The 19,561-nt window shown below is 70.3% G+C and carries 17 protein-coding genes and 1 tRNA gene; 8 read left to right on the plus strand and 10 right to left on the minus strand.

The window, feature by feature from the left end; genetic code table 11:
* Window positions 1-37: 37 nt before the first annotated feature.
* Both ACFZA0_RS10365 and ACFZA0_RS10370 read right to left on the minus strand, forming a co-directional pair.
* On the minus strand, window positions 38-1,591 hold the full coding sequence (locus ACFZA0_RS10365; RefSeq protein ID WP_391013963.1) for a DUF2252 family protein: 1,554 nt from the start codon (window positions 1,589-1,591) through the stop codon (window positions 38-40).
* A gap of 411 nt (window positions 1,592-2,002) precedes the next feature.
* A tRNA-Leu gene (locus ACFZA0_RS10370) sits at window positions 2,003-2,086 on the minus strand.
* A 907-nt stretch (window positions 2,087-2,993) separates the two neighbouring features.
* On the opposite strand from ACFZA0_RS10370, the gene ACFZA0_RS10375 reads away from it, so the two are divergent.
* From ACFZA0_RS10375 to pknB, 6 genes are all read left to right on the plus strand, one after another.
* Window positions 2,994-3,842 (plus strand): FhaA domain-containing protein, encoded by an 849-nt coding sequence (locus tag ACFZA0_RS10375; protein ID WP_391013965.1) that lies wholly within the window; start codon window positions 2,994-2,996, stop codon window positions 3,840-3,842.
* A 10-nt stretch (window positions 3,843-3,852) separates the two neighbouring features.
* On the plus strand, window positions 3,853-4,380 hold the full coding sequence (locus ACFZA0_RS10380) for an FHA domain-containing protein (RefSeq protein WP_391013967.1): 528 nt from the start codon (window positions 3,853-3,855) through the stop codon (window positions 4,378-4,380).
* A gap of 98 nt (window positions 4,381-4,478) precedes the next feature.
* Window positions 4,479-6,026, plus strand: coding sequence for a Stp1/IreP family PP2C-type Ser/Thr phosphatase (locus tag ACFZA0_RS10385; RefSeq protein ID WP_391014421.1), 1,548 nt, complete (start codon window positions 4,479-4,481; stop codon window positions 6,024-6,026).
* A gap of 27 nt (window positions 6,027-6,053) precedes the next feature.
* On the plus strand, window positions 6,054-7,490 hold the full coding sequence (locus ACFZA0_RS10390; protein ID WP_391013969.1) for an FtsW/RodA/SpoVE family cell cycle protein: 1,437 nt from the start codon (window positions 6,054-6,056) through the stop codon (window positions 7,488-7,490).
* Window positions 7,487-8,962: a penicillin-binding transpeptidase domain-containing protein gene (locus tag ACFZA0_RS10395; protein WP_391013971.1), complete on the plus strand. Its 1,476-nt coding sequence runs from the start codon at window positions 7,487-7,489 to the stop codon at window positions 8,960-8,962. The genes ACFZA0_RS10390 and ACFZA0_RS10395 overlap by 4 nt, the downstream gene beginning before the upstream one ends.
* A 168-nt stretch (window positions 8,963-9,130) precedes the next feature.
* Complete coding sequence (pknB, locus tag ACFZA0_RS10400) at window positions 9,131-11,122, plus strand: Stk1 family PASTA domain-containing Ser/Thr kinase (protein ID WP_391013973.1); 1,992 nt, start codon at window positions 9,131-9,133, stop codon at window positions 11,120-11,122.
* 79 nt (window positions 11,123-11,201) lie between these two features.
* Here the strand turns inward: pknB and ACFZA0_RS10405 are convergent, their stop codons facing one another.
* The 6 genes from ACFZA0_RS10405 to ACFZA0_RS10430 all read right to left on the minus strand — a co-directional run bounded on the left by ACFZA0_RS10405 (window position 11,202) and on the right by ACFZA0_RS10430 (window position 15,935).
* Complete coding sequence (locus tag ACFZA0_RS10405; RefSeq protein WP_391013975.1) at window positions 11,202-11,984, minus strand: class E sortase; 783 nt, start codon at window positions 11,982-11,984, stop codon at window positions 11,202-11,204.
* Window positions 11,985-11,997: 13 nt separating this feature from the next.
* Window positions 11,998-13,272, minus strand: coding sequence for a class E sortase (locus tag ACFZA0_RS10410; protein ID WP_391014423.1), 1,275 nt, complete (start codon window positions 13,270-13,272; stop codon window positions 11,998-12,000).
* A gap of 269 nt (window positions 13,273-13,541) precedes the next feature.
* Window positions 13,542-14,180, minus strand: coding sequence for an aminodeoxychorismate/anthranilate synthase component II (locus ACFZA0_RS10415; RefSeq protein ID WP_391013977.1), 639 nt, complete (start codon window positions 14,178-14,180; stop codon window positions 13,542-13,544).
* A complete protein-coding gene (locus ACFZA0_RS10420; protein WP_391014446.1) occupies window positions 14,177-14,374 on the minus strand; it encodes a hypothetical protein in 198 nt (65 codons plus the stop codon). The genes ACFZA0_RS10415 and ACFZA0_RS10420 overlap by 4 nt, the downstream gene beginning before the upstream one ends.
* A 16-nt stretch (window positions 14,375-14,390) precedes the next feature.
* Window positions 14,391-15,107 (minus strand): class E sortase, encoded by a 717-nt coding sequence (locus ACFZA0_RS10425; RefSeq protein ID WP_391013978.1) that lies wholly within the window; start codon window positions 15,105-15,107, stop codon window positions 14,391-14,393.
* Between the two features lie 48 nt (window positions 15,108-15,155).
* Window positions 15,156-15,935, minus strand: coding sequence for a DUF881 domain-containing protein (locus tag ACFZA0_RS10430; RefSeq protein ID WP_391013980.1), 780 nt, complete (start codon window positions 15,933-15,935; stop codon window positions 15,156-15,158).
* A gap of 142 nt (window positions 15,936-16,077) precedes the next feature.
* Between ACFZA0_RS10430 and crgA the strand changes: the two genes are divergently transcribed.
* Entirely contained in the window at window positions 16,078-16,332 is a 255-nt protein-coding gene (gene crgA, locus ACFZA0_RS10435; RefSeq protein WP_391013982.1) for a cell division protein CrgA, read from the plus strand.
* A 394-nt stretch (window positions 16,333-16,726) separates the two neighbouring features.
* On the opposite strand, the gene ACFZA0_RS10440 is transcribed toward crgA, so the two are convergent.
* Window positions 16,727-17,635 (minus strand): rhomboid family intramembrane serine protease, encoded by a 909-nt coding sequence (locus ACFZA0_RS10440; protein WP_391013984.1) that lies wholly within the window; start codon window positions 17,633-17,635, stop codon window positions 16,727-16,729.
* 111 nt (window positions 17,636-17,746) lie between these two features.
* Window positions 17,747-18,280, minus strand: a complete 534-nt coding sequence (locus ACFZA0_RS10445) for a peptidylprolyl isomerase (RefSeq protein ID WP_391013986.1) — start codon at window positions 18,278-18,280, stop codon at window positions 17,747-17,749.
* A gap of 418 nt (window positions 18,281-18,698) precedes the next feature.
* On the opposite strand from ACFZA0_RS10445, the gene ACFZA0_RS10450 reads away from it, so the two are divergent.
* The gene (locus ACFZA0_RS10450) at window positions 18,699-19,403 is read left to right on the plus strand and encodes a DUF5324 family protein (RefSeq protein WP_391013988.1); all 705 of its coding nucleotides are present in this window, start codon (window positions 18,699-18,701) and stop codon (window positions 19,401-19,403) included.
* Window positions 19,404-19,561 lie beyond the last annotated feature (158 nt).

Raw genomic sequence — 19,561 nt, forward strand, 5'->3', positions numbered from 1 at the left:
CCGAACGCGATGGACACGCCAAGGCCCGCCGGGGGCATCAGACGCCCTCCTCCGCCGGTATCCGCCCGGCGCGCACGGCCGTGACCAGCTCCGCGTGGTCCTTCTCGGTGCGGTCGGCGTAGGCGACGGCGAACGTGGCGACCGCCTCGTCGAGTTCCGTGTTCTTGCCGCAGTAGCCGGCGATCAGGCGCGGGTCGGCACTGTGCGCGTGGGCACGGGCCAGCAGCGCCCCGGTCATGCGGCCGTAGTCGTCGAGCTGATCGGGGGCGAGGGCGGCGGGGTCGACGCTCCCCTTGCGGTTGCGGAACTGCCGTACCTGGAAGGCCCGCCCCTCGACCGTGGTCCAGCCGAGCAGGATGTCGCTGACGACCTGCATCCGCTTCTGCCCGAGCACCACGCGCCGGCCCTCGTGGGCGACCGGCGGCACGTCGAACCCGGCGGTCGCCAGATGCGGCAGCAGCGCGGACGGCCGGGCCTCCTTGACCTGGAGTATCAAGGGCTCGGAGCGGTGGTCGAGCAGGAGCACCACGTAGGAGCGGGTGCCGACGCTCCCGGTGCCGACGACCCGGAAGGCCACGTCGTGCACCGCGTACCGGGCCAGCAGCGGGAGACGGTCCTCGGAGACGGTGGTCAGGTACTGCTCCAGCGCGGCCGCGACCGCGCCGGCCTCCGCGTCACCGATCCGCCGCAGCACGGGCGGGGCGTCGACGAACCGCCGTCCGCCGTCGGCGGTGGCCTCGGTCGACCTGGCGGCGAAGCGCCCGCTGGTGTTGGCCCGCGCCTTCGCGGAGACCCGCTCCAGGGTGCCGAGCAGGTCGTGGGCGTCGGTGTGGGAGACCAACTCCTCGTCGGCGATGGCGTTCCACGCGTCCAGGGCGGGAAGCCGGGCCAGCAGCCGCATCGTGCGCCGGTAGGCACCGACGGCGTCGAGGGCGGCCGCACGGCACGCCTCCTCACCGGCCCCCGCCACGCGTCCCGCGAGCACCAGGGAGACGGCGAGGCGCTTGAGGTCCCACTCCCAGGGGCCGGGCACCGTCTCGTCGAAGTCGTTGAGGTCCACGACGAGGCCGCCGCGGGCGTCGCCGTAGAGACCGAAGTTGGCCGCGTGGGCGTCGCCGCACAGTTGCGCGGTGATCCGTGTCATGGGGGTGCGGGCCAGGTCGTACCCCATGAGGCCCGCCGAACCGCGCAGGAAGGCGAAGGGGTTGGCCGCCATCCTGCCGACCCGGAGCGGCGTGAGCGCGGGGATCCGGCCGCGCCCCGACTCCTCGACCGCGTCCACCGCGTCGGGTCGCGCCGGGTCCGGGACGAACTCCGCGTGCGCGTCGCGCGGCACCCTCTCGCGCAGCGCCTTGCCCCGCGCCTTCACGGACCCGTCGGCCCGCCGGGCGGCGAAGCCCGGCACCCGGGGCAGCCGGGGCGGAACCGGCGCCCCGCCGCCGCTCCCGCCGGCACCGGCACCGGCAGCGGCGGACTCCCCGCTCACAAGCGGCGCACCGACCACGCCCACCACACCGTCCACGGCCACGCGGACCGCCTCCCCCGAAACCCGCCGACATGCGGATTTGCCCGCACGAACAGCAACGAACATCAACTCGTGGAGACCGTACAGCGGGAGGCCGAGCAGCGGCAGGGCCTGTGGACAAGTCCGAGGCTGTGGAAAAGGAAGCGGAAAACGAGACTGCCGAAGCCCCGGCTCACGACGCCGCCCGCCATGCCGCCCCTGCCGTTCCGACCGCCCGCCCTCGACGTCACCACCGGCAAGACCGTCCCGCGCCCACCCACGCCGCCGTCAACTCGGCCGACAGGAGCCGAAGTTCGCCACGGGGCGGACGCCACAGCGCCGCCGGGGCCGCCGAGAGGGGCCGACGGACACCGGGCAGGGCAGGGCGGCCGTGAGATACCTCACCGCCCGCCGCCCGGCCCCCGAACCCCCACAACGAGAAACGGGCCTTCACCGAGACTTTCGTCTCTGGTGAAGACCCGTTACCCGTCTTCGCTGTGCGCGAGGGGGGAGTTGAACCCCCACGCCCTTTCGGGCACTGGAACCTGAATCCAGCGCGTCTGCCTATTCCGCCACCCGCGCATTGGGTGTGTCCTCCGGCTCCTGGCTTTTTCGGCCCGGCGCCTTCCGACATCGAGAAGATTAGCACGCCGGAGGGGGTGGATTCACATCCCTTTCCCGTGGGCAGACGGCACCCCGGAGCGCCTCCCCGGGCACCCTGCCGAGCCCGCGGGGACCGGGCGCCCGGGACCGCCGAGCCGCGGCGACCGCTCGGCCGCGCGGAGAGAAGGGGCAGGTGGCGGGCCCGGCGGAGCCAGAGGTCCCGGCGGGACGTCCCGCGAGAGCCCCGACGGAGGACACCCCGCATGCCGCACGCACGCCGAGGACGCACCCGCCTCCCCAGGGCCCGGAACGCGGCGACCCCCGCACCCCGCCCGTCCCTCCCCGCCGTGGTCCGCGTGATCCGTCCCACCCCGCCGGTCACGGTCCGGGGCGTCCCACGGACCGTGATCCGTCACACGTCCTCCTCTTCGCGGCTCCCCTCGTCCCGTCCCCGGCTCCGCGTTCCGCCCGGCCCGGCCCCCGCTCCCCGTCCCCTTTGTCGGCCGCGTCCCCCGTCTCCCGTCGGGGAGTCCCATGAACCGGTACGAAAATCGGTTCACGTATCAACCTCGTACCGGTCCCACGCATCTCCCCAGGAGCAGGGCAGGGTGCACAGTCAGGTGCGGGACACTGGTCCACGGCCGCCTCTACGATCCTTGGCAGGGTGTACGACACCATGTGCGCCCGTACGACATGGCGGGCAGCACGTGGAGAAGCGGAGAAGTGGCCCCGGAGGAGTTCGAAGGGGAGCTTCGCCGGGAACTTCGGAGGCGTCGACACCCGTCGACGGGGCCGACAGGGGGAACCAGCCGATTTCCCGGCGCGTGGATACGATCAGTAAGCAGTACGAGCGAGACCAGCACGGCGACGACGGAGGAGGTGCCCCATGGGAGTCCTGAAGAAGTTCGAGCAGCGTCTCGAAGGTCTGGTCAACGGCACCTTCGCCAAGGTGTTCAAGTCCGAGGTCCAGCCCGTGGAGATCGCGGGAGCGCTCCAGCGGGAGTGCGACAACAACGCCACCATCTGGAACCGCGACCGCACGGTGGTTCCCAACGACTTCATCGTGGAGCTCAGCACGCCCGACTTCGAGCGGCTGAGCCCCTACTCCGGCCAGCTCGGGGACGAGCTCGCCGGGATGGTGCGCGACTACGCGAAGCAGCAGCGCTACACCTTCATGGGGCCGATCAAGGTCCACCTGGAGAAGGCGGACGACCTGGACACCGGGCTCTACCGGGTCCGCAGCCGTACCCTCGCCTCCTCCAGCAACCAGCAGGCCCAGGGCCCCTCGGCCCCGGCGGGACGCCCCGGCGGCGCCGCCCCGGGCGGCGGCTACGGCTACCCGCCCGCCGCGGGCGCTCCTCCCATGCCGGCCTCGCCGCCGCCCGCACAGCCCCCGGCGTCGGCGCCCTACGGCGCGCAGCAGCGGCCCCCCGCGGGACCGATGCCCTCAGGACGTATGCGCTACTGGGTGGAGATCAACGGCAACCGCCACCAGATCTCCCGGCCGACGCTGGTGATGGGCCGCAGCACCGAGGCCGACGTGCGGATCGACGATCCCGGCGTCTCGCGCCGGCACTGCGAGATCCGGACCGGAACGCCCTCGACGATCCAGGATCTCGGGTCCACCAACGGCATCGTGGTGGACGGGCAGCACACCACCCGCGCTACGCTCCGCGACGGCTCGCGGATCGTCGTGGGCAGCACCACCATCATTTACCGGCAAGCCGAAGGGTGAAGCGGGGGCAATGTCAGAGCTGACCCTCACGGTCATGCGGCTGGGTTTCCTGGCCGTACTGTGGCTGTTCGTGATCGTGGCCGTGCAGGTCATCCGCAGCGATCTGTTCGGTACGCGTGTCACCCAGCGGGGGGCCCGCCGCGACAACGGGCGGCAGCAGGCCGCCCGCCAGGCCGCGCCGCCCCAGCAGCGCGGCCAGCAGCAGCCCGCGGGCGGCGGTGGCGGCAACCGCCAGCGCCGCAACGCACCCACCAAGCTCGTCGTGACGGAGGGCACCCTCACGGGGACCACCGTGGCGCTCCAGGGCCAGACCATCACGCTGGGCCGGGCGCACGACTCCACGATCGTGCTGGACGACGACTACGCCTCCAGCCGGCACGCGAGGATCTACCCGGACCGCGACGGACGGTGGATCGTCGAGGACCTGGGCTCCACGAACGGCACGTACCTGGACCGGTCCCGGCTGACGACCGCCACACCGATCGCACCGGGCGCACCGATCCGCATCGGCAAGACCGTCATCGAGCTGCGGAAGTAGTGCTACGTCATGAGTAGGAGCGAGCGGAGCGAGCACGCAGCGGTGGTCCCCACCCCGGGCCCCGGCGCGCTCCCGACCGGAGGGTGGGCACCGTGCGGATGTACCCGGAGCCGACGGGCGAGGTGCGCATGAGTCTGTCACTGCGCTTCGCCGCCGGATCGCACAAAGGCATGATCCGCGAGGGCAACGAGGACTCCGGCTACGCCGGCCCCCGGCTGCTCGCGATCGCCGACGGGATGGGCGGCCAGGCCGCCGGCGAGGTCGCCTCCTCCGAGGTGATCTCCACCATCGTCGCCCTCGACGACGACGTCCCCGGCTCCGACATCCTCACCTCGCTCGGCACCGCCGTGCAGCGGGCCAACGACCAGCTCCGCATGATGGTCGAGGAGGACCCGCAGCTCGAAGGCATGGGGACCACCCTCACCGCCCTGCTGTGGACCGGCCAGCGGCTCGGTCTCGTGCACGTCGGCGACTCGCGCGCGTACCTGCTGCGCGACGGCGTCCTCACGCAGATCACGCAGGACCACACCTGGGTGCAGCGCCTCGTCGACGAGGGGCGCATCACCGAGGAGGAGGCGACCACCCATCCGCAGCGCGCGCTGCTGATGCGCGCCCTCGGCAGCGGCGACCACGTCGAGCCGGACCTGTCGATCCGCGAAGTACGCGCGGGCGACCGGTACTTGATCTGCTCCGACGGTCTCAGCGGCGTCGTCTCCCACCAGACGCTGGAGGAGACGCTCGCCAGCTACCAGGGCCCGCAGGAGACCGTGCAGGAGCTGATCCAGCTCGCGCTGCGCGGCGGCGGCCCCGACAACATCACGCTGATCGTCGCCGACGTGCTCGACCTGGACACCGGCGACACCCTGGCCGGGCAGCTCTCCGACACCCCGATCGTGGTCGGCGCGGTCGCCGAGAACCAGCAGCTGCACCACCACGACAACGGGATCATGCAGACCCCGGCCGGACGCGCCTCCGGGCTCGGCCGCCAGGTGCCCGGACAGGCGGGCGGCGGCGGGGAGTTCGGCCCGCCCGGCAGCGGCGACACCACCGGGTACGCGCCCACGGGCAGCTTCGACGACTACACCGACGAGGACTTCGTCAAGCCCCGCGGCCGTCGGCGCTGGCTGAAGAGATCCTTCTACACCGTGCTCGCCCTCGCCGTGATCGGCGGCGGCCTGTACGGCGGCTGGCGCTGGACGCAGACGCAGTACTTCGTCGGCGCCGAGGACGAGCACGTCGCGCTCTACCAGGGCATCAGCCAGGACCTGGCCTGGGTGAAACTCTCGAAGGTCGAGAAGGCCCACCCCGAGATCGAACTCAAGTACCTGCCGCAGTACCAGCAGAAGCAGGTGCGGGCGACGATCGCCGAGGGCGGGCTCAAGGCCGCCCAGAAGAAGATCGACGAGCTGACCGTCCAGGCCTCCGCGTGCAAGAAGGAGGCCCAGCGCACCGCCCCGCAGAGCGACAGCAACGCCAAGACCGGGGCCACGGCAGGAACCACGAGCACCTCCGCCTCGTCCAAGGCGTCACCGACCCCGTCGGCCTCGTCCTCCCCGTCCCCGTCCGCCACCGCGTCCACTCCCAGCCCCGGCCCCAGCCTTTCCGAGGAAGAGCAGAAGGTCGTCTCGCTGTGCGGTAAGCAGTAGGCAAGCCGTGAGAGGCCCCGTCACACGATGAGCAGTTCTTCCAACACGTCGACGCACCACACGTCCACGATCGGCTCGATCGGCGCGCCGAGCAGACGCAACACCGAGCTCGCGCTGCTGGTGTTCGCCGTCCTCATCCCGGTGTTCGCCTACGCCAACGTGGGCCTGGCCATCGACGGTTCGGTGCCGTCCGGGCTGCTGAGCTACGGGCTCGGCCTCGGGCTGCTCGCCGGCGTCGGGCACCTCGCGGTGCGCAAGTTCGCGCCGTACGCGGATCCGCTGCTGCTGCCGCTGGCGACCCTCCTGAACGGCCTCGGTCTCGTGGTCGTCTGGCGGCTCGACCAGTCGAAGCTGCTCCAGTCGATCCACCAGGCGGGCACCGCGGCCCCGCGCCAGCTGATGTACACGGCCATGGGCATCGGCCTGTTCATCGCGGTCCTGGTCTTCCTCAAGGACCACCGCGTGCTCCAGCGGTACACCTACATCTCGATGGTGGGCGCGCTCGTCCTGCTGCTGCTGCCGCTGGTGCCGGGCCTCGGCGCGAACATCTACGGCGCGAAGATCTGGATCTCCGTCGCCGGATTCTCCATCCAGCCCGGTGAGTTCGCGAAGATCGTCCTCGCGATCTTCTTCGCCGGCTACCTGATGGTGAAGCGCGACGCGCTCGCGCTGGCCAGCCGCCGCTTCATGGGGCTGTACCTGCCGCGCGGCCGCGACCTCGGCCCGATCCTGGTCGTCTGGTTCATCTCGATCATCATCCTGGTGTTCGAGACGGACCTCGGCACGTCGCTGCTGTTCTTCGGAATGTTCATCATCATGCTGTACGTCGCCACCGAGCGGACCAGCTGGATCTTCTTCGGTCTGCTGATGTCGGCGGCCGGCGCGGTCGGCGTCGCGTCGTTCGAACCGCACGTCAAGATGCGCGTACAGGCGTGGCTCAACCCGATGCACGAGTACCTGCTGAGCCAGAAGGGCGTGGCCGGCCACTCCGAGCAGTCGATGCAGGCGCTGTGGGCGTTCGGCTCCGGCGGCACCCTCGGCACCGGTCTCGGCCAGGGCCGTTCCGACCTGATCCGCTTCGCCGCCAACTCCGACTTCATCCTCGCCACCTTCGGCGAGGAACTGGGTCTCGCCGGCATCATGGCGATCCTCCTGCTCTACGGCCTGATCGTGGAACGCGGCGTGCGCACCGCCCTCGCCGCCCGCGACCCGTTCGGCAAGCTGCTCGCCATCGGCCTCTCCGGCGCCTTCGCGCTCCAGGTGTTCGTCGTCTCCGGCGGCGTCATGGGCCTCATCCCGCTGACCGGTATGACGATGCCGTTCGTGGCGTACGGCGGTTCCTCCGTCATCGCCAACTGGGCCCTCATCGGCATCCTGATCAGAATCAGCGACACCGCGCGCCGCCCCGCGCCCGCCCCCGCCGCCAACCCCGACGCCGAAATGACCCAGGTGGTCCGCCCGTGAACAAGCCCCTGCGCCGGATCGCGATCTTCTGCGCCCTCCTCGTCCTGACGCTGCTGCTGCGCGACAACTGGCTCCAGTACGTCAAGGCCGACAGCCTCGCCAGCGACACCGACAACCGCCGGGTCGCCATCGCGCGGTACGCCACCCCGCGCGGCGACATCATCGTCGACGGCAAGGCGATCACCGGGCACACGACGGCCAAGGACGGCGACTTCAAGTACAAGCGCACGTACAAGGACGGCAAGATGTGGTCGCCCGTCACGGGCTACGTCTCGCAGGCCTACGGCGCGACCCAGCTGGAGTCCATCGACGACGGCATCCTCACCGGCAACGACGACCGGCTCTTCTTCCGCAACACCCTGGACATGGTCACGGGCAAGAAGAAGCAGGGCGGCAACGTCGTCACCACCCTCAACTCCGCCGCGCAGGCCGCCGCCTACGACGGTCTGGCGAAGAACGGCGGCAAGGGCGCGGTCGCCGCGATCGAGCCGTCCACCGGCAAGATCCTCGCGCTGGCCTCGTTCCCCTCGTACGACCCCTCGACGATCGCCGGCGCCAGCACGGCCGACGAGGACGCGTGGAAGAAGCTCCAGAAGGCGTCGGACTCCAGTGAGCCGATGCTGAACCGGGCGCTGCGCGAGACCTACCCGCCGGGCTCCACCTTCAAGGTCGTCACCGCGGCCGCCGCGCTGGAGAACGGCCTGTACACCTCGGCCGACGAGAAGACCGACTCCCCGCTGCCCTACATCATGAAGGGCACCACCACACCGCTGAAGAACGAGGGCAACATCCCCTGCAAGGACGCCACCATGCGCGTCGCCCTCCAGTACTCCTGCAACAGCGTGTTCGGCAAGATCGGCGCCGACCTCGGCAACGACAAGATGCTCGCCGAGGCCAAGAAGTTCGGCTTCGACTCGGAGCAGTTCACGCCGGTCCGCTCGAACGCCTCCGTCTTCTCGTCGGACATGAACCCGTCGCAGACCGCGCTGTCGTCGATCGGCCAGTACAACACCGCGGCGACCCCGCTCCAGATGGCCATGGTCGCCTCGGCGGTCGCCAACGACGGCAAGCTGATGAAGCCCTACATGGTCGACGAGCTCCAGGCGCCCAACCTGGACACCCTGGAGAAGACCGACCCGGAGCAGATGAGCCAGCCGCTGACCGCGGAGAACGCCCAGGTCCTCCAGTCGATGATGGAGACGGTGGTCCAGAAGGGCACCGGCACCAACGCCCAGATCAACGGCCTGACGGTGGGCGGCAAGACCGGTACCGCGCAGCACGGTGTCGCGAACAGCGAGAACCCCTACGCGTGGTTCCTCTCGTATGCCAAGATGCCCGACGGCAGCTCCCCCGTCGCCGTGGCCGTGGTGATCGAGGACAGCGACGCCAACCGTGACGACATCTCCGGCGGCGGCCTCGCGGCCCCCATCGCGAAGAGCGTGATGCAGGCAGTCGTCAACAGCAAGAAGTGACCCCGCTCACGTCTCCTGCACATCGGTGCACGTTGAAATACCGGTCCGGTATCGGGTGACGGGCTTGGCCAGGTCACAGCAAACGAGCCGGGTACGGTAGGCCCGGACGGCAGCCTCCGACGGCACAAGAGTGCCGGTCGGGCCGACGGAGAGGGCTGGTAGGTAGCTATGGAAGAGCCGCGTCGCCTCGGCGGCCGGTACGAGCTGGGCCACGTGCTCGGCCGTGGTGGCATGGCGGAGGTGTACCTCGCGCATGACACCCGGCTCGGCCGCACGGTCGCGGTGAAGACGCTGCGTGCCGACATGGCGCGCGACCCGTCGTTCCAGGCCCGGTTCCGCCGGGAGGCCCAGTCGGCCGCCTCGCTCAACCATCCCGCGATCGTCGCGGTCTACGACACGGGCGAGGACTACATCGACGGGGTCTCCATCCCGTACATCGTGATGGAGTACGTCGACGGCTCCACGCTCCGCGAGCTGCTGCACAGCGGCCGCAAGCTGCTGCCGGAACGGTCGATGGAGATGACCGTCGGCATCCTCCAGGGCCTGGAGTACGCACACCGCAACGGCATCGTGCACCGTGACATCAAGCCGGCGAACGTCATGCTCACGCGCACCGGCCAGGTCAAGGTCATGGACTTCGGCATCGCCCGCGCCATGGGCGACTCCGGCATGACGATGACGCAGACGGCGGCCGTGATCGGCACCGCCCAGTACCTCTCGCCGGAGCAGGCCAAGGGCGAGCAGGTCGACGCCCGTTCCGACCTGTACTCGACGGGTTGCCTGCTCTACGAACTCCTCACCGTGCGGCCGCCGTTCATCGGCGACTCCCCGGTGGCCGTCGCCTACCAGCACGTGCGCGAGGAGCCCCAGGCACCGAGCGTCTTCGACACCGAGATCACGCCCGAGATGGACGCGATCGTGCTGAAGGCGCTGGAGAAGGACCCCAACTACCGCTACCAGTCCGCCGACGAGATGCGCCAGGACATCGAGGCATGCCTCGACGGCCAGCCGGTCGCGGCCACCGCGGCGATGGGCTCGGTCGGTTACGGCGCCTACGGCAGCCAGGACCAGCCGACCACCGCCCTGCGCACCGCGGACGCCGGCGCCACCTCGATGCTGCCGCCGATGAACCCGGACGACGGCGGCTACGGCTACGACGAGCGGCCCGACCGGCGCCGGCAGAAGCAGCAGAAGAAGAACACCTCGACGATCCTGCTGGTCGTCGCGGGCATCCTGGTGCTCATCGGCGCGATCCTGATCGGCAAGTACGTCTTCAGCGGCAACGGGGGCGCGGACAACGAGAGCCTCCAGGCGCCGAACTTCGTGGGCCAGACCCTGGCCAGGGCCAAGCAGAGCGCGAGCAACGTCAGCCTTGAGGTGGCGGTGACCCGCAAGGCCTGCGAGGACCAGCCCAAGGGCAACGTCTGCTCGCAGGACCCGCAGGAAGGCACCGACGTCAACAAGGGCGACACCGTCAACCTGGTCATCTCGACCGGTGCGCCGAAGGTGACGGTGCCGAGCGTGATCACCCAGAGCCTCGACGACGCGAAGTCCCAGCTGGAGGGCGACGACTACCAGCTCACGGTCAAGACCAAGGAGAGGGAGTCCACCGAGGACCCCGGCACTGTTCTCGACCAGGACCCGGTCGCCGGCAAGGAGGTGGAGAAGGGATCGACGATCACCCTCACCATCGCCAAGGAAGTGGCGAAATCCACGGTCCCGGACGTCTCCAACCAGACCTGTGACGCCGCGAAGGCGCAGATGACCGCCAGCAACCTCCAGGGCGACTGCACCGAGGTCGACACCGAGGACGCCTCGAAGGTCGGCAAGGTCATCCAGACGGTTCCCGCGGCCGGCACCTCGGTCGACAAGGACTCGAAGGTGACGATCCAGATCGGCAAGGCCGTGCAGAAGTCGACGGTGCCGGACGTCCGCGGCCAGACGGTCAAGGACGCCACGGCGGCCCTCAAGGCGGCCGGTTACAACAACATCCAGTTCGCCAACGGCAGTTCCCGGGACGACAACGCACGGGTGCTCCAGCAGGACCCCGCCGGAAACAGCCAGGTGGACAGTCCGGACAACACGACGGTCACGCTGACGACCATCGGCGGCAACGGAAACGACAACGGCGGCAACAACGGCGGCCTCTTCGGCGGTTGACCGCCCCCGCCCTGTACGCCGGAGCCCCGGCACCCGTCACGGGTGCCGGGGCTCCGGCGTCGCGGAGGACTCGCGCCCCCTACCGCAGCTCCTTCGGCGGCGTCCGCCTGCTGTCGACCTTGTCGACGCGGACCAGCTCGCCCCACACCACGTACCGGTACCGGGAGGTGTACACCGGTGTACAGGTCGTCAGCGTGATGTAGTGGCCGGCCTTCTTCCTGCCGGACTCCTTGGGGACGGAGCCCAGGACGTTCACGTTGTACTTCGACGTCTCGGGGAGGATCGCGAAGACCTTGTAGACGTACCAGTCGTCCTTCGTCTCGAAGACGACCGGGTCACCCTTCTTGATCTTGTCGATGTTGTGGAACTTGGCGCCGTGCCCGTCCCGGTGCGCGGCCAGCGTGAAGTTGCCGTTCTTGCCGGTCGTCGGCAGCGTCGCCTTGAGGGGGTCCGTGTAGTAGCCGGCGACGCCGTCGTTGAGGACGGACGTGTCGGTGCCCTTCTCGACCAGGACCTCGCCGTTCTTCATCGCGGGCACGTGCAGGAAGCCGATGCCGGCCTTCGTGTCCAGCGCACCCGGCGCTCCCGACGAGGCGTCGCCGCCGCCGTCGTCCTGCTGCGCCCAGTCGTCGCGGACCTTGTCGCCCTGCCGGTCCGCCGTCCGGTCGGCGACGACGTTCGTCCACCACAGCGAGTACACGACGAACAGGCCGAGCAACAGGCCCGCCGTGATGAGGAGTTCACCGAGGAAGCTGACCGCCGCCGCGACCGGACCGGTCGGCCGGGAACGCCGGGGCCGCGAGGGCGCCGGGTCGGGTCCGGTCGCGTCCGTCTGCTCTTCGTGGTCGGTGGTCGCTGCCACTGGTCATCTGCCCCTACTCGACGAGCGCATCCGGCTTGCCCTTGCTGCGCGACCGTTCCTCGACCATCTTGCCCCAGACGATCAGCCGGTTCGTGCTGGTGAACTCCGGGGTGCACGTCGTCAGCGTGATGTACCTGCCCGGCTTGGTGAAGCCGGAGCCCGCGGGGATCGGGTCGATCACGTTCACGTTGCTCGGCGGGGTCGAGGCGAGCGTCGAAGTGACCTTGTAGACGTAGTACTTGTCCTGCGTCTCGACCACGACCGGATCGCCGGGCTTGAGCTTGTTGATGTACCGGAAGGGTTCGCCGTGCGTGTTGCGGTGCCCGGCGAGCGCGAAGTTGCCCGTCTTCGCGTCCGGCATCGCGGTGTTGAAGTCGCCGACGCCGTAGTGGCCGACCATGCCCTTGTCGAGGACCTTTGACTTGCTGGTGCCCTCGGCGATCGGCACGACCACGTCGAGGCTCGGGATGTGCAGGATGGCGAAGCCCTGGCCCGGCTCGAACGCGCCCGGGGCGCCCTTGCCGCTCGCCCAGTCGTTCTGGAGCTTGTTCGTCTCGCTGCCTGCCTGCGCGTGCGCGCGGACGTTCGTCCACCAGAGCTGGTAGGTGACGAACAGCAGCATCAGCACGCCCGTGGTGATGAACACCTCGCCCACCGCACGGCTCGCGATCACCGCGGCTCCCGGCTTCTGCGCCTTCGCCCGCCGCCGCGCCTCGACGCGGGACAGGGGCGCTCCGTCCGGCGATCCGGCGTCCTCCGCCGCGTCGTCGGTGCCCTCCCCGGCGCGCGGAGCGGTCGTACGACGCCCGTGACGGCTCTTGGCCGCCCTTCTGCGGGCCGCACGGCCGCCCGGGGTGGATCCGTCAACTCCCGCGCCAGAAGCGGCCGCTGAGGCCCGTGTGGCGTCCTCGTCGGCCAGGGCGGTCTCGGCCACGAGCGCGGTGAGGTCGGATATCCGCAGGGCGACCGTCTCGTCGTCCGGCGGGGGCGGCAGCCGCAGCGCGACGGTCTCGTCGTCGGACGGGGGGCGGCGCGGCGGTGCGGTCGTGGAGGGGGAGGGAGCGGGCCCGTCGGCCAGGGCACGGGCGGCCTCCTCGGCCGCCGGGCGCGCCCGGCGCGGACCGCCCGTCGCGCGCCTGCGCCCCGTGCCCTCGCCTCCGGCCACGGCCGCCGCGTCACCACGCGGCCCCGCCGCGCTGCCGCCCCCGGCGGGATCCGCCGCACCCGGCACGGCGTCGGCGGCGCCGCCCGGCGCCCGCCTGCGTCCCGTGCCCCGGCTGCCGGGCATCGCCGCCTCGCCGCGCGCACCCGTGCCGCCCCCGCCCGCTGCGGGGTCCGCGGCACCGGCAACGGCACCGTCCGCAGCCCCGCCCGGCGCGCGCCTGCGTCCCGTGCCGCGCCCCGCGGGCGCTGCCGCGTCGGTGGGCCCAGCTGCCGTGCCCCCGGCCGCCGGGCGGTCCGCCGCGCCCCGCGCGGCACCGTCCACAGCGCCGTCCGCGGCCGTCGGGGCCTCGGCACCCGGTGCGGCGGCGGACTCGCGCTCGGGGCGCAGCATGGTCACGCGGAGGCCCTGCCCACCACCGGGGCGAGCCCCGCCGATCTCGCCACGGCACCCTGGTCGCCGCACTCGACGAGCCAGTTGGCGAGCATCCGGTGCCCGTGCTCGGTCAGCACCGACTCGGGGTGGAACTGCACGCCCTCGACCGGCAGTTCACGGTGGCGCAGGCCCATGACGATGCCGTCGTGGGTGCGTGCCGTGACCTCCAGCTCGGCGGGCACGGTGGCCGGCTCGGCCGCCAGCGAGTGGTAGCGGGTCGCGGTGAACGGCGAGGGCAGGCCCGCGAAGACGCCCTTGCCGTCGTGCTCGACCGGAGAGGTCTTGCCGTGCAGCAGCTCCGGCGCCCGGTCCACCACACCGCCGTACGCGACCTGCATCGACTGCATGCCGAGGCAGACGCCGAAGACGGGGACGCCGGTCGCCGCGCAGTGCCGCACCATGTCGATGCAGACACCGGCCTGTTCGGGCGCGCCAGGACCGGGAGAGAGCAGCACTCCGGCGAACCCGTCCTGGGCGTGCGCCGTCGACACCTCGTCGTTGCGCAGTACCTCGCACTCGGCGCCGAGCTGGTACAGGTACTGGACCAGGTTGAAGACGAAGCTGTCGTAGTTGTCGACGACGAGAATCCGCGCACTCACTGGTTGTCCACCGTCACATCGTTGAAGGGAAGCAGCGGTTCGGCCCACGGGAAGACGTACTGGAAGAGGATGTAGACGACGGCCAGCGCCAGCACCAGTGAGATGAGTGCCCTCACCCACGTGTTCCCCGGCAGATGCCGCCAGATCCAGCCGTACATGCCGTCCCTTCCGTCGCACCACGGCACCAGACTCACGCCGTACGGCACCAGACTAACGGCGCAGTGCCTCCGGTTTCCCTGCCTCCACGGGCCGGGTCGAGGCCAGGTGCGCCCAGACGATCAGGCGGTGGCTGTGCCCCCACTCCGGATCGCACGTGGTCAGCGTCAGGTAACGGCCCGGACGCGTGTACCCGGACTTGGCCGGGACGGGGTCGACCACGGCCACATCGGTGGGAACTGTTTTGTATGGGCCTTTGTCTATCCGATACGTGAACCAGGTGGTTCCGTCGGTCAGCACGACCGCGTCACCGCGCCGCAGCTTCGGGAAGTCCTTGAACGGATCGCCGTACGTGCGCCGGTGGCCGGCCACCGCGAAGTTGCCGGTCCCACCGAGTCGCGCGGAACCCCCGTAGTGGCCGAGGCCCTTCTTCAGGACGTCGGTGGCGGTGCCCTGGAGCACCGGCTTGTTCCACGTGAAACCAAGACGCGGGATGTACATCACGGCGAAGGCCCTGCCGTTCCGGTACGGCTTCGCGGCGGGGGTGGCGGTCGCCGTCGGGGAGGCGCCGGAGGCGGGCGCGGCCGGCTTCCCGCCCGCGGTCTCGTGCTCCCGGTCCCGGTCCCACTGGGCGTGCAGCCGGCCGACCTGGTCGTCCATCACGTCGTCGGCCCGCACACCGGTCCAGAACAGCAGGTACACCACGAACAGCACGATGAGGGCGCCCAGCGTGACGCACAGTTCGCTGACGGTCCTGACGATCACGCGCACCGGCACCGGTTCCCCCCAGCGACAGCCGATCCCCTACCGCACGACGCGCTACCCGACGGGCTTGGCGTAGTGCAGGTCCACTGTGCCCGAGTAGCCGGGCAGAGTCACCGGGCCGTCCTCCGTAACGTCCCAGCCGAGTCCGTAGACGTTGACGTAGACCATGTAGTTCTGGATGGCCGGGCTCGCCGCCACGGACTTCTGCAGCTTGTCCGTGTCCCCGATCGCCGTGATCTTGTACGGCGGCGAGTAGACGCGGCCCTGGAGGATCAGGGTGTTGCCGACGCAGCGCACCGCGCTGGTCGAGATCAGCCGCTGGTCCATGACCTTGATGCCCTTGGCGCCGCCCTGCCACAGGGCGTTCACCACGGCCTGGAGGTCCTGCTGGTGGATGACCAGGTAGTCGGGCTGCGGGTCGGGATAGCCGGGCAGTTTCGCGGTGGCGTTGGGCGGGGCGTCGTCGAGCGTGACGGTGAGCCCGTCGCCGGACAGCTTCTGGGTGCCGGCGTTCTTCTCCAACGCCGCGAGCTTCGCGTCCTCGGCCCGCGTGCTGCCGTCGTCGCGCTCGGCCAGGCCCTCGATGTCGTCGCGAAGGGTGCCGTTGGACTCGTCCAGCTCGCCGTTCTTGTGGCTGCGCTCCTGGATCAGGTCGGAGAGCTTGAGCAGCGAGGCGTCCGTGCGGATGTCGGTGCCCTTGGCGGTGTCGAAACTGGTGAAGAAAATGAGTCCCGCGAGAGCGAAGACGCCAGCCGTGACCACCCGGAACGGGCGGAACCGGCGGATACGGGCAGAGCCCGGGCCTGCTCCGGGGGAGTCGTCGGAATTGGTCAACGTACCCTTATCTCCTTCGACGCCACGGAAGCACTACGCTAACGGACGCCCGGGAGGGCGCTCAGCGTCCCCTTGTACGCTGCCCTCCGAGCCAGCCAAGTCCCCTGCGCGGCCACGCAGCGCATCGACAGGAGAGCCCCTCGTGCCGAAGTCACGTATCCGCAAGAAGGCCGACTACACGCCGCCGCCGGTGAAGCAGGCGACCGCGCTCAAGCTGAACAACCGGGCCTGGGTCGCGCCCGTGATGCTGGCCATGTTCGTCATCGGGCTCGCCTGGATCGTGGTCTTCTACGTGACCGACGGTTCGCTGCCCATCGACGCACTGGACAACTGGAACATCGTCGTCGGCTTCGGCTTCATCGCCGCCGGCTTCGGTGTCTCCACGCAGTGGAAGTAGGACCTCCGGAGCTTCTTGAGCTTCCCAGGGGGTCCGCCCCTTCACCGGGCGCGAAAGCCGGTGAAGGGGTTTTTGCCTGCCCGCGGACAGCGGGTTCTGCCTGGTGGCGCCCCGACGGCGGCCCGGCGTGCGGCCGGGCGACGGCAGCTCTGCCCACGGCTATCCACTGAGTTATCCACAGCCTGATTCGAATTTCCACACGACCCTGGGGAAAAGAACGACGATCTGTGGATAACCCACTGGCCGTTGACGCCGGTAGGACCGTCACACCGAGATCCGGAAGAGCGTTCGCATCCCACTTGACCTGCGAAAACACGTCTGAGCGACCGGCTGCACAGCTGTTCCCGCACACTATGCACAAGATCCGGCACCCGCTGTGGACAACGATCCGATATCAGCTGAGCTGAGCGGTCCTGATCAGGGTCAACACGACGACGACCAGGAGTACGGCGGCGCAGGTGCCGTACTGGATCAGAGCCCGGTGGCGCCGGGGCGCGTGGACCATCGCGTACCCGGTCACGACACCGGCGACGAGCCCGCCGATGTGGGCCTGCCAGGAGATGCCCGCCCAGGCGAAGGTGATGACGAGGTTGATCACCAGCATGGCGATGACCGGCCGCAGGTCCAGCCGGAGCCGGTGCATCAGCACCGCCGTCGCGCCGAAGAGGCCGAAGATCGCTCCGGACGCCCCGACGGTCTCCACGTTCTGCGCCGCGAGCAGATAGGCCAGCGCGCTGCCCGCGAGCCCGCTGACCAGATACAGCGAGAGGTACCGCAGCCTGCCGAGCGCGGCTTCGAGCGGAGCACCCACCCACCACAGGCTCAGCATGTTGAACGCGATGTGCGCGACGGCCTGGTGCGTGAACATCGAGGTCAGCAGGCGGTACCACTCGCCCTGCGCGACGCCGGCGACCGACCCGGAGGGCAGCTGCGCCTGGCCCAGCAGGGCGATCTGGTCGACCAGCGCCTGGCCGCGCACCTGGACCAGGATGAACACCGCGATGTTGATCCCGATGAGGATCTTCGTCAGCAGCCGTGGATCGGCGGCGACCGTGCCTCCCGCGATCGTGCGCGGCCGGTTCGCCTCCGGGGCGTGGCCCGTGCCCGAGCCCTGCCGCACGCATTCGGGGCACTGGAACCCGACGGACGCGCTGACCATGCACTCCGGGCAGATCGGGCGCTCGCAGCGCACGCACCGGATGCCGGTCTCCCGGTCGGGGTGGCGGTAGCAGCGCGGCAGGCTCGGAGCGCTCGACGGGTCCCGGCCCGCGGGACCCTGCGGGTCGCCTGGCACCTGTTCCATCGGGGTCCCCTCACTACTCCGTACGCACAATGCACCGCCCCGCCCATCCTTACGGATGAGCGGGGCGTTTGGTTCCCTGTGGACCCGGGGTGATCGGGTCCTGGGCCCGGCTCAGCCCTCGCGGGTCTCGACGACGACCGACTCGATGACGACGTCGTTGACGGGGCGGTCGGTACGCGGGTTGGTCGGGGTGTTGATGATGGCGTCGACGACCTTCTGGCCGGCCGGGTCGACGACCTCGCCGAAGATGCTGTGCTTGCGGTTCAGCCACGCGGTCGGAGCGACGGTGATGAAGAACTGCGAACCGTTGGTGCCCGGCCCGGCGTTCGCCATGGCGAGCAGGTACGGCCGGTCGAAGCCGAGGTCGGGGTGGAACTCGTCCTCGAACTGGTACCCCGGGCCACCGGTGCCGTTGCCCAGCGGGTCACCGCCCTGGATCATGAAACCGCTGATCACGCGGTGGAAGACGGTGCCGTCGTAGAGCCTGGCACGGGTCTTCTCGCCGGTCGCGGGGTTGACCCACTCGCGCTCGCCCTGGGCGAGTTCGACGAAGTTGCGGACCGTCTTGGGAGCGTGGTTCGGCAGCAGCCGGACCTGGATGTCCCCAAGGTTGGTCTTCAGGGTGGCGTAAAGCTGCTCGGCCACGATGTGCCTTCCGTTGTCCTCCTGTGACTCGCCGATCCTCGCACGGACGGTGCCGCGCGGCGCTCGACGACAACCTCCGCACGCCCGTCCGACCCGGCTCCGACCGCCCCGGCGGAGGCACGCGCACCGCCCTCGGGACGCGCGTCCGCCCGACCGCTCGCAGAAATCCGGCCGAGTCGCCGCGCGACCGCAGCATGGGCCGACGATCCGTGGCATTGTCGGCGACAAGCTCCTGTTGCCCCGAATTAATCCGCTATTGCACTTGATCGCCGTACGGAAAGTCCTTGATCCCGGCGGGCCCCGAGCCGGTGCCCATGACCCGGATGCCCGTCCTCGCATGCCCCGGAGCACACGGACAGGCATGATCCGGAAAAGGGTGGAAAGTCGATTACCGTACGCCACCGAGGAGGAGGAACCCGTGACCCGCATTGACAGCGTGCGCGCCGCGACCGGTTCGGCGAAGGACAGCGTGCTGCACGCCGCGGAAGTGGTGGCGCCCTACGCCGACACGGCCAAGGAGAAGGCCGCGCTCTACGCACAGGAGGCGCGTGTACGGCTCGCGCCCAAGGTGTCGCAGGCCGCCGAGCAGGCTCGTGTCCAGTACGACGCCTACGTCGCGCCGCGAGTGGACCAGGCTCTCGCGCATGTCCCGCCGAAGGTCGACCAGGCCGCCCAGGACGCGGCCGATCGCACCCGCAAGGCGGCCCGCCAGGCCGCCGACTACTCACGCCCCAGGATCGAGCAGGCCGTCGCAGCGGCCGGACCGGTCAAGGACGAGGCCGCCGCGCGCGGACTCGCCGCACTGGCCGCACTGCGCGGCCAGGTCTCCCAGAAGGAGATCCAGAAGCTGGTCCGCAAGCACGAGCGACGGGCCAGGGCCGGCCGTATCGCCAAGGGACTCGCCGTTCTGGGCATCCTCGCGGGTGGGGCCTTCGCCGCCTGGAAGTGGTGGGACAAGCAGGCCAACCCCGACTGGCTGGTGGAGCCGCCCGCCGCGACGGAGGTCCCGGAGTCCGGCGGCCTCACCTCGGTGGACGGCAGCGCGCAGGCACAGAGCGCGCTCGACCCGGAGGTCCAGGCGAAGGAGGCCGAGGAAGCCGCCAAGCGCGACGACCTCGGCTGAGTTCCCACCGGACCGACCATCCTCTGAAGCAAGGCGCCAACGACGCGGCGGGGCGGACGACTTGAGGTCGTCCGCCCCGCCGCGTTGTTTCACGTGAAACGCTCCGCGGAACCTCGTCGGGACCGCACCCGGCCGCGACGTCCGTTCCGGCCGGTAAT

The organism is Streptomyces sp. NPDC008150, from assembly GCF_042956945.1.
Classification (GTDB): Bacteria; Actinomycetota; Actinomycetes; order Streptomycetales; family Streptomycetaceae; genus Streptomyces.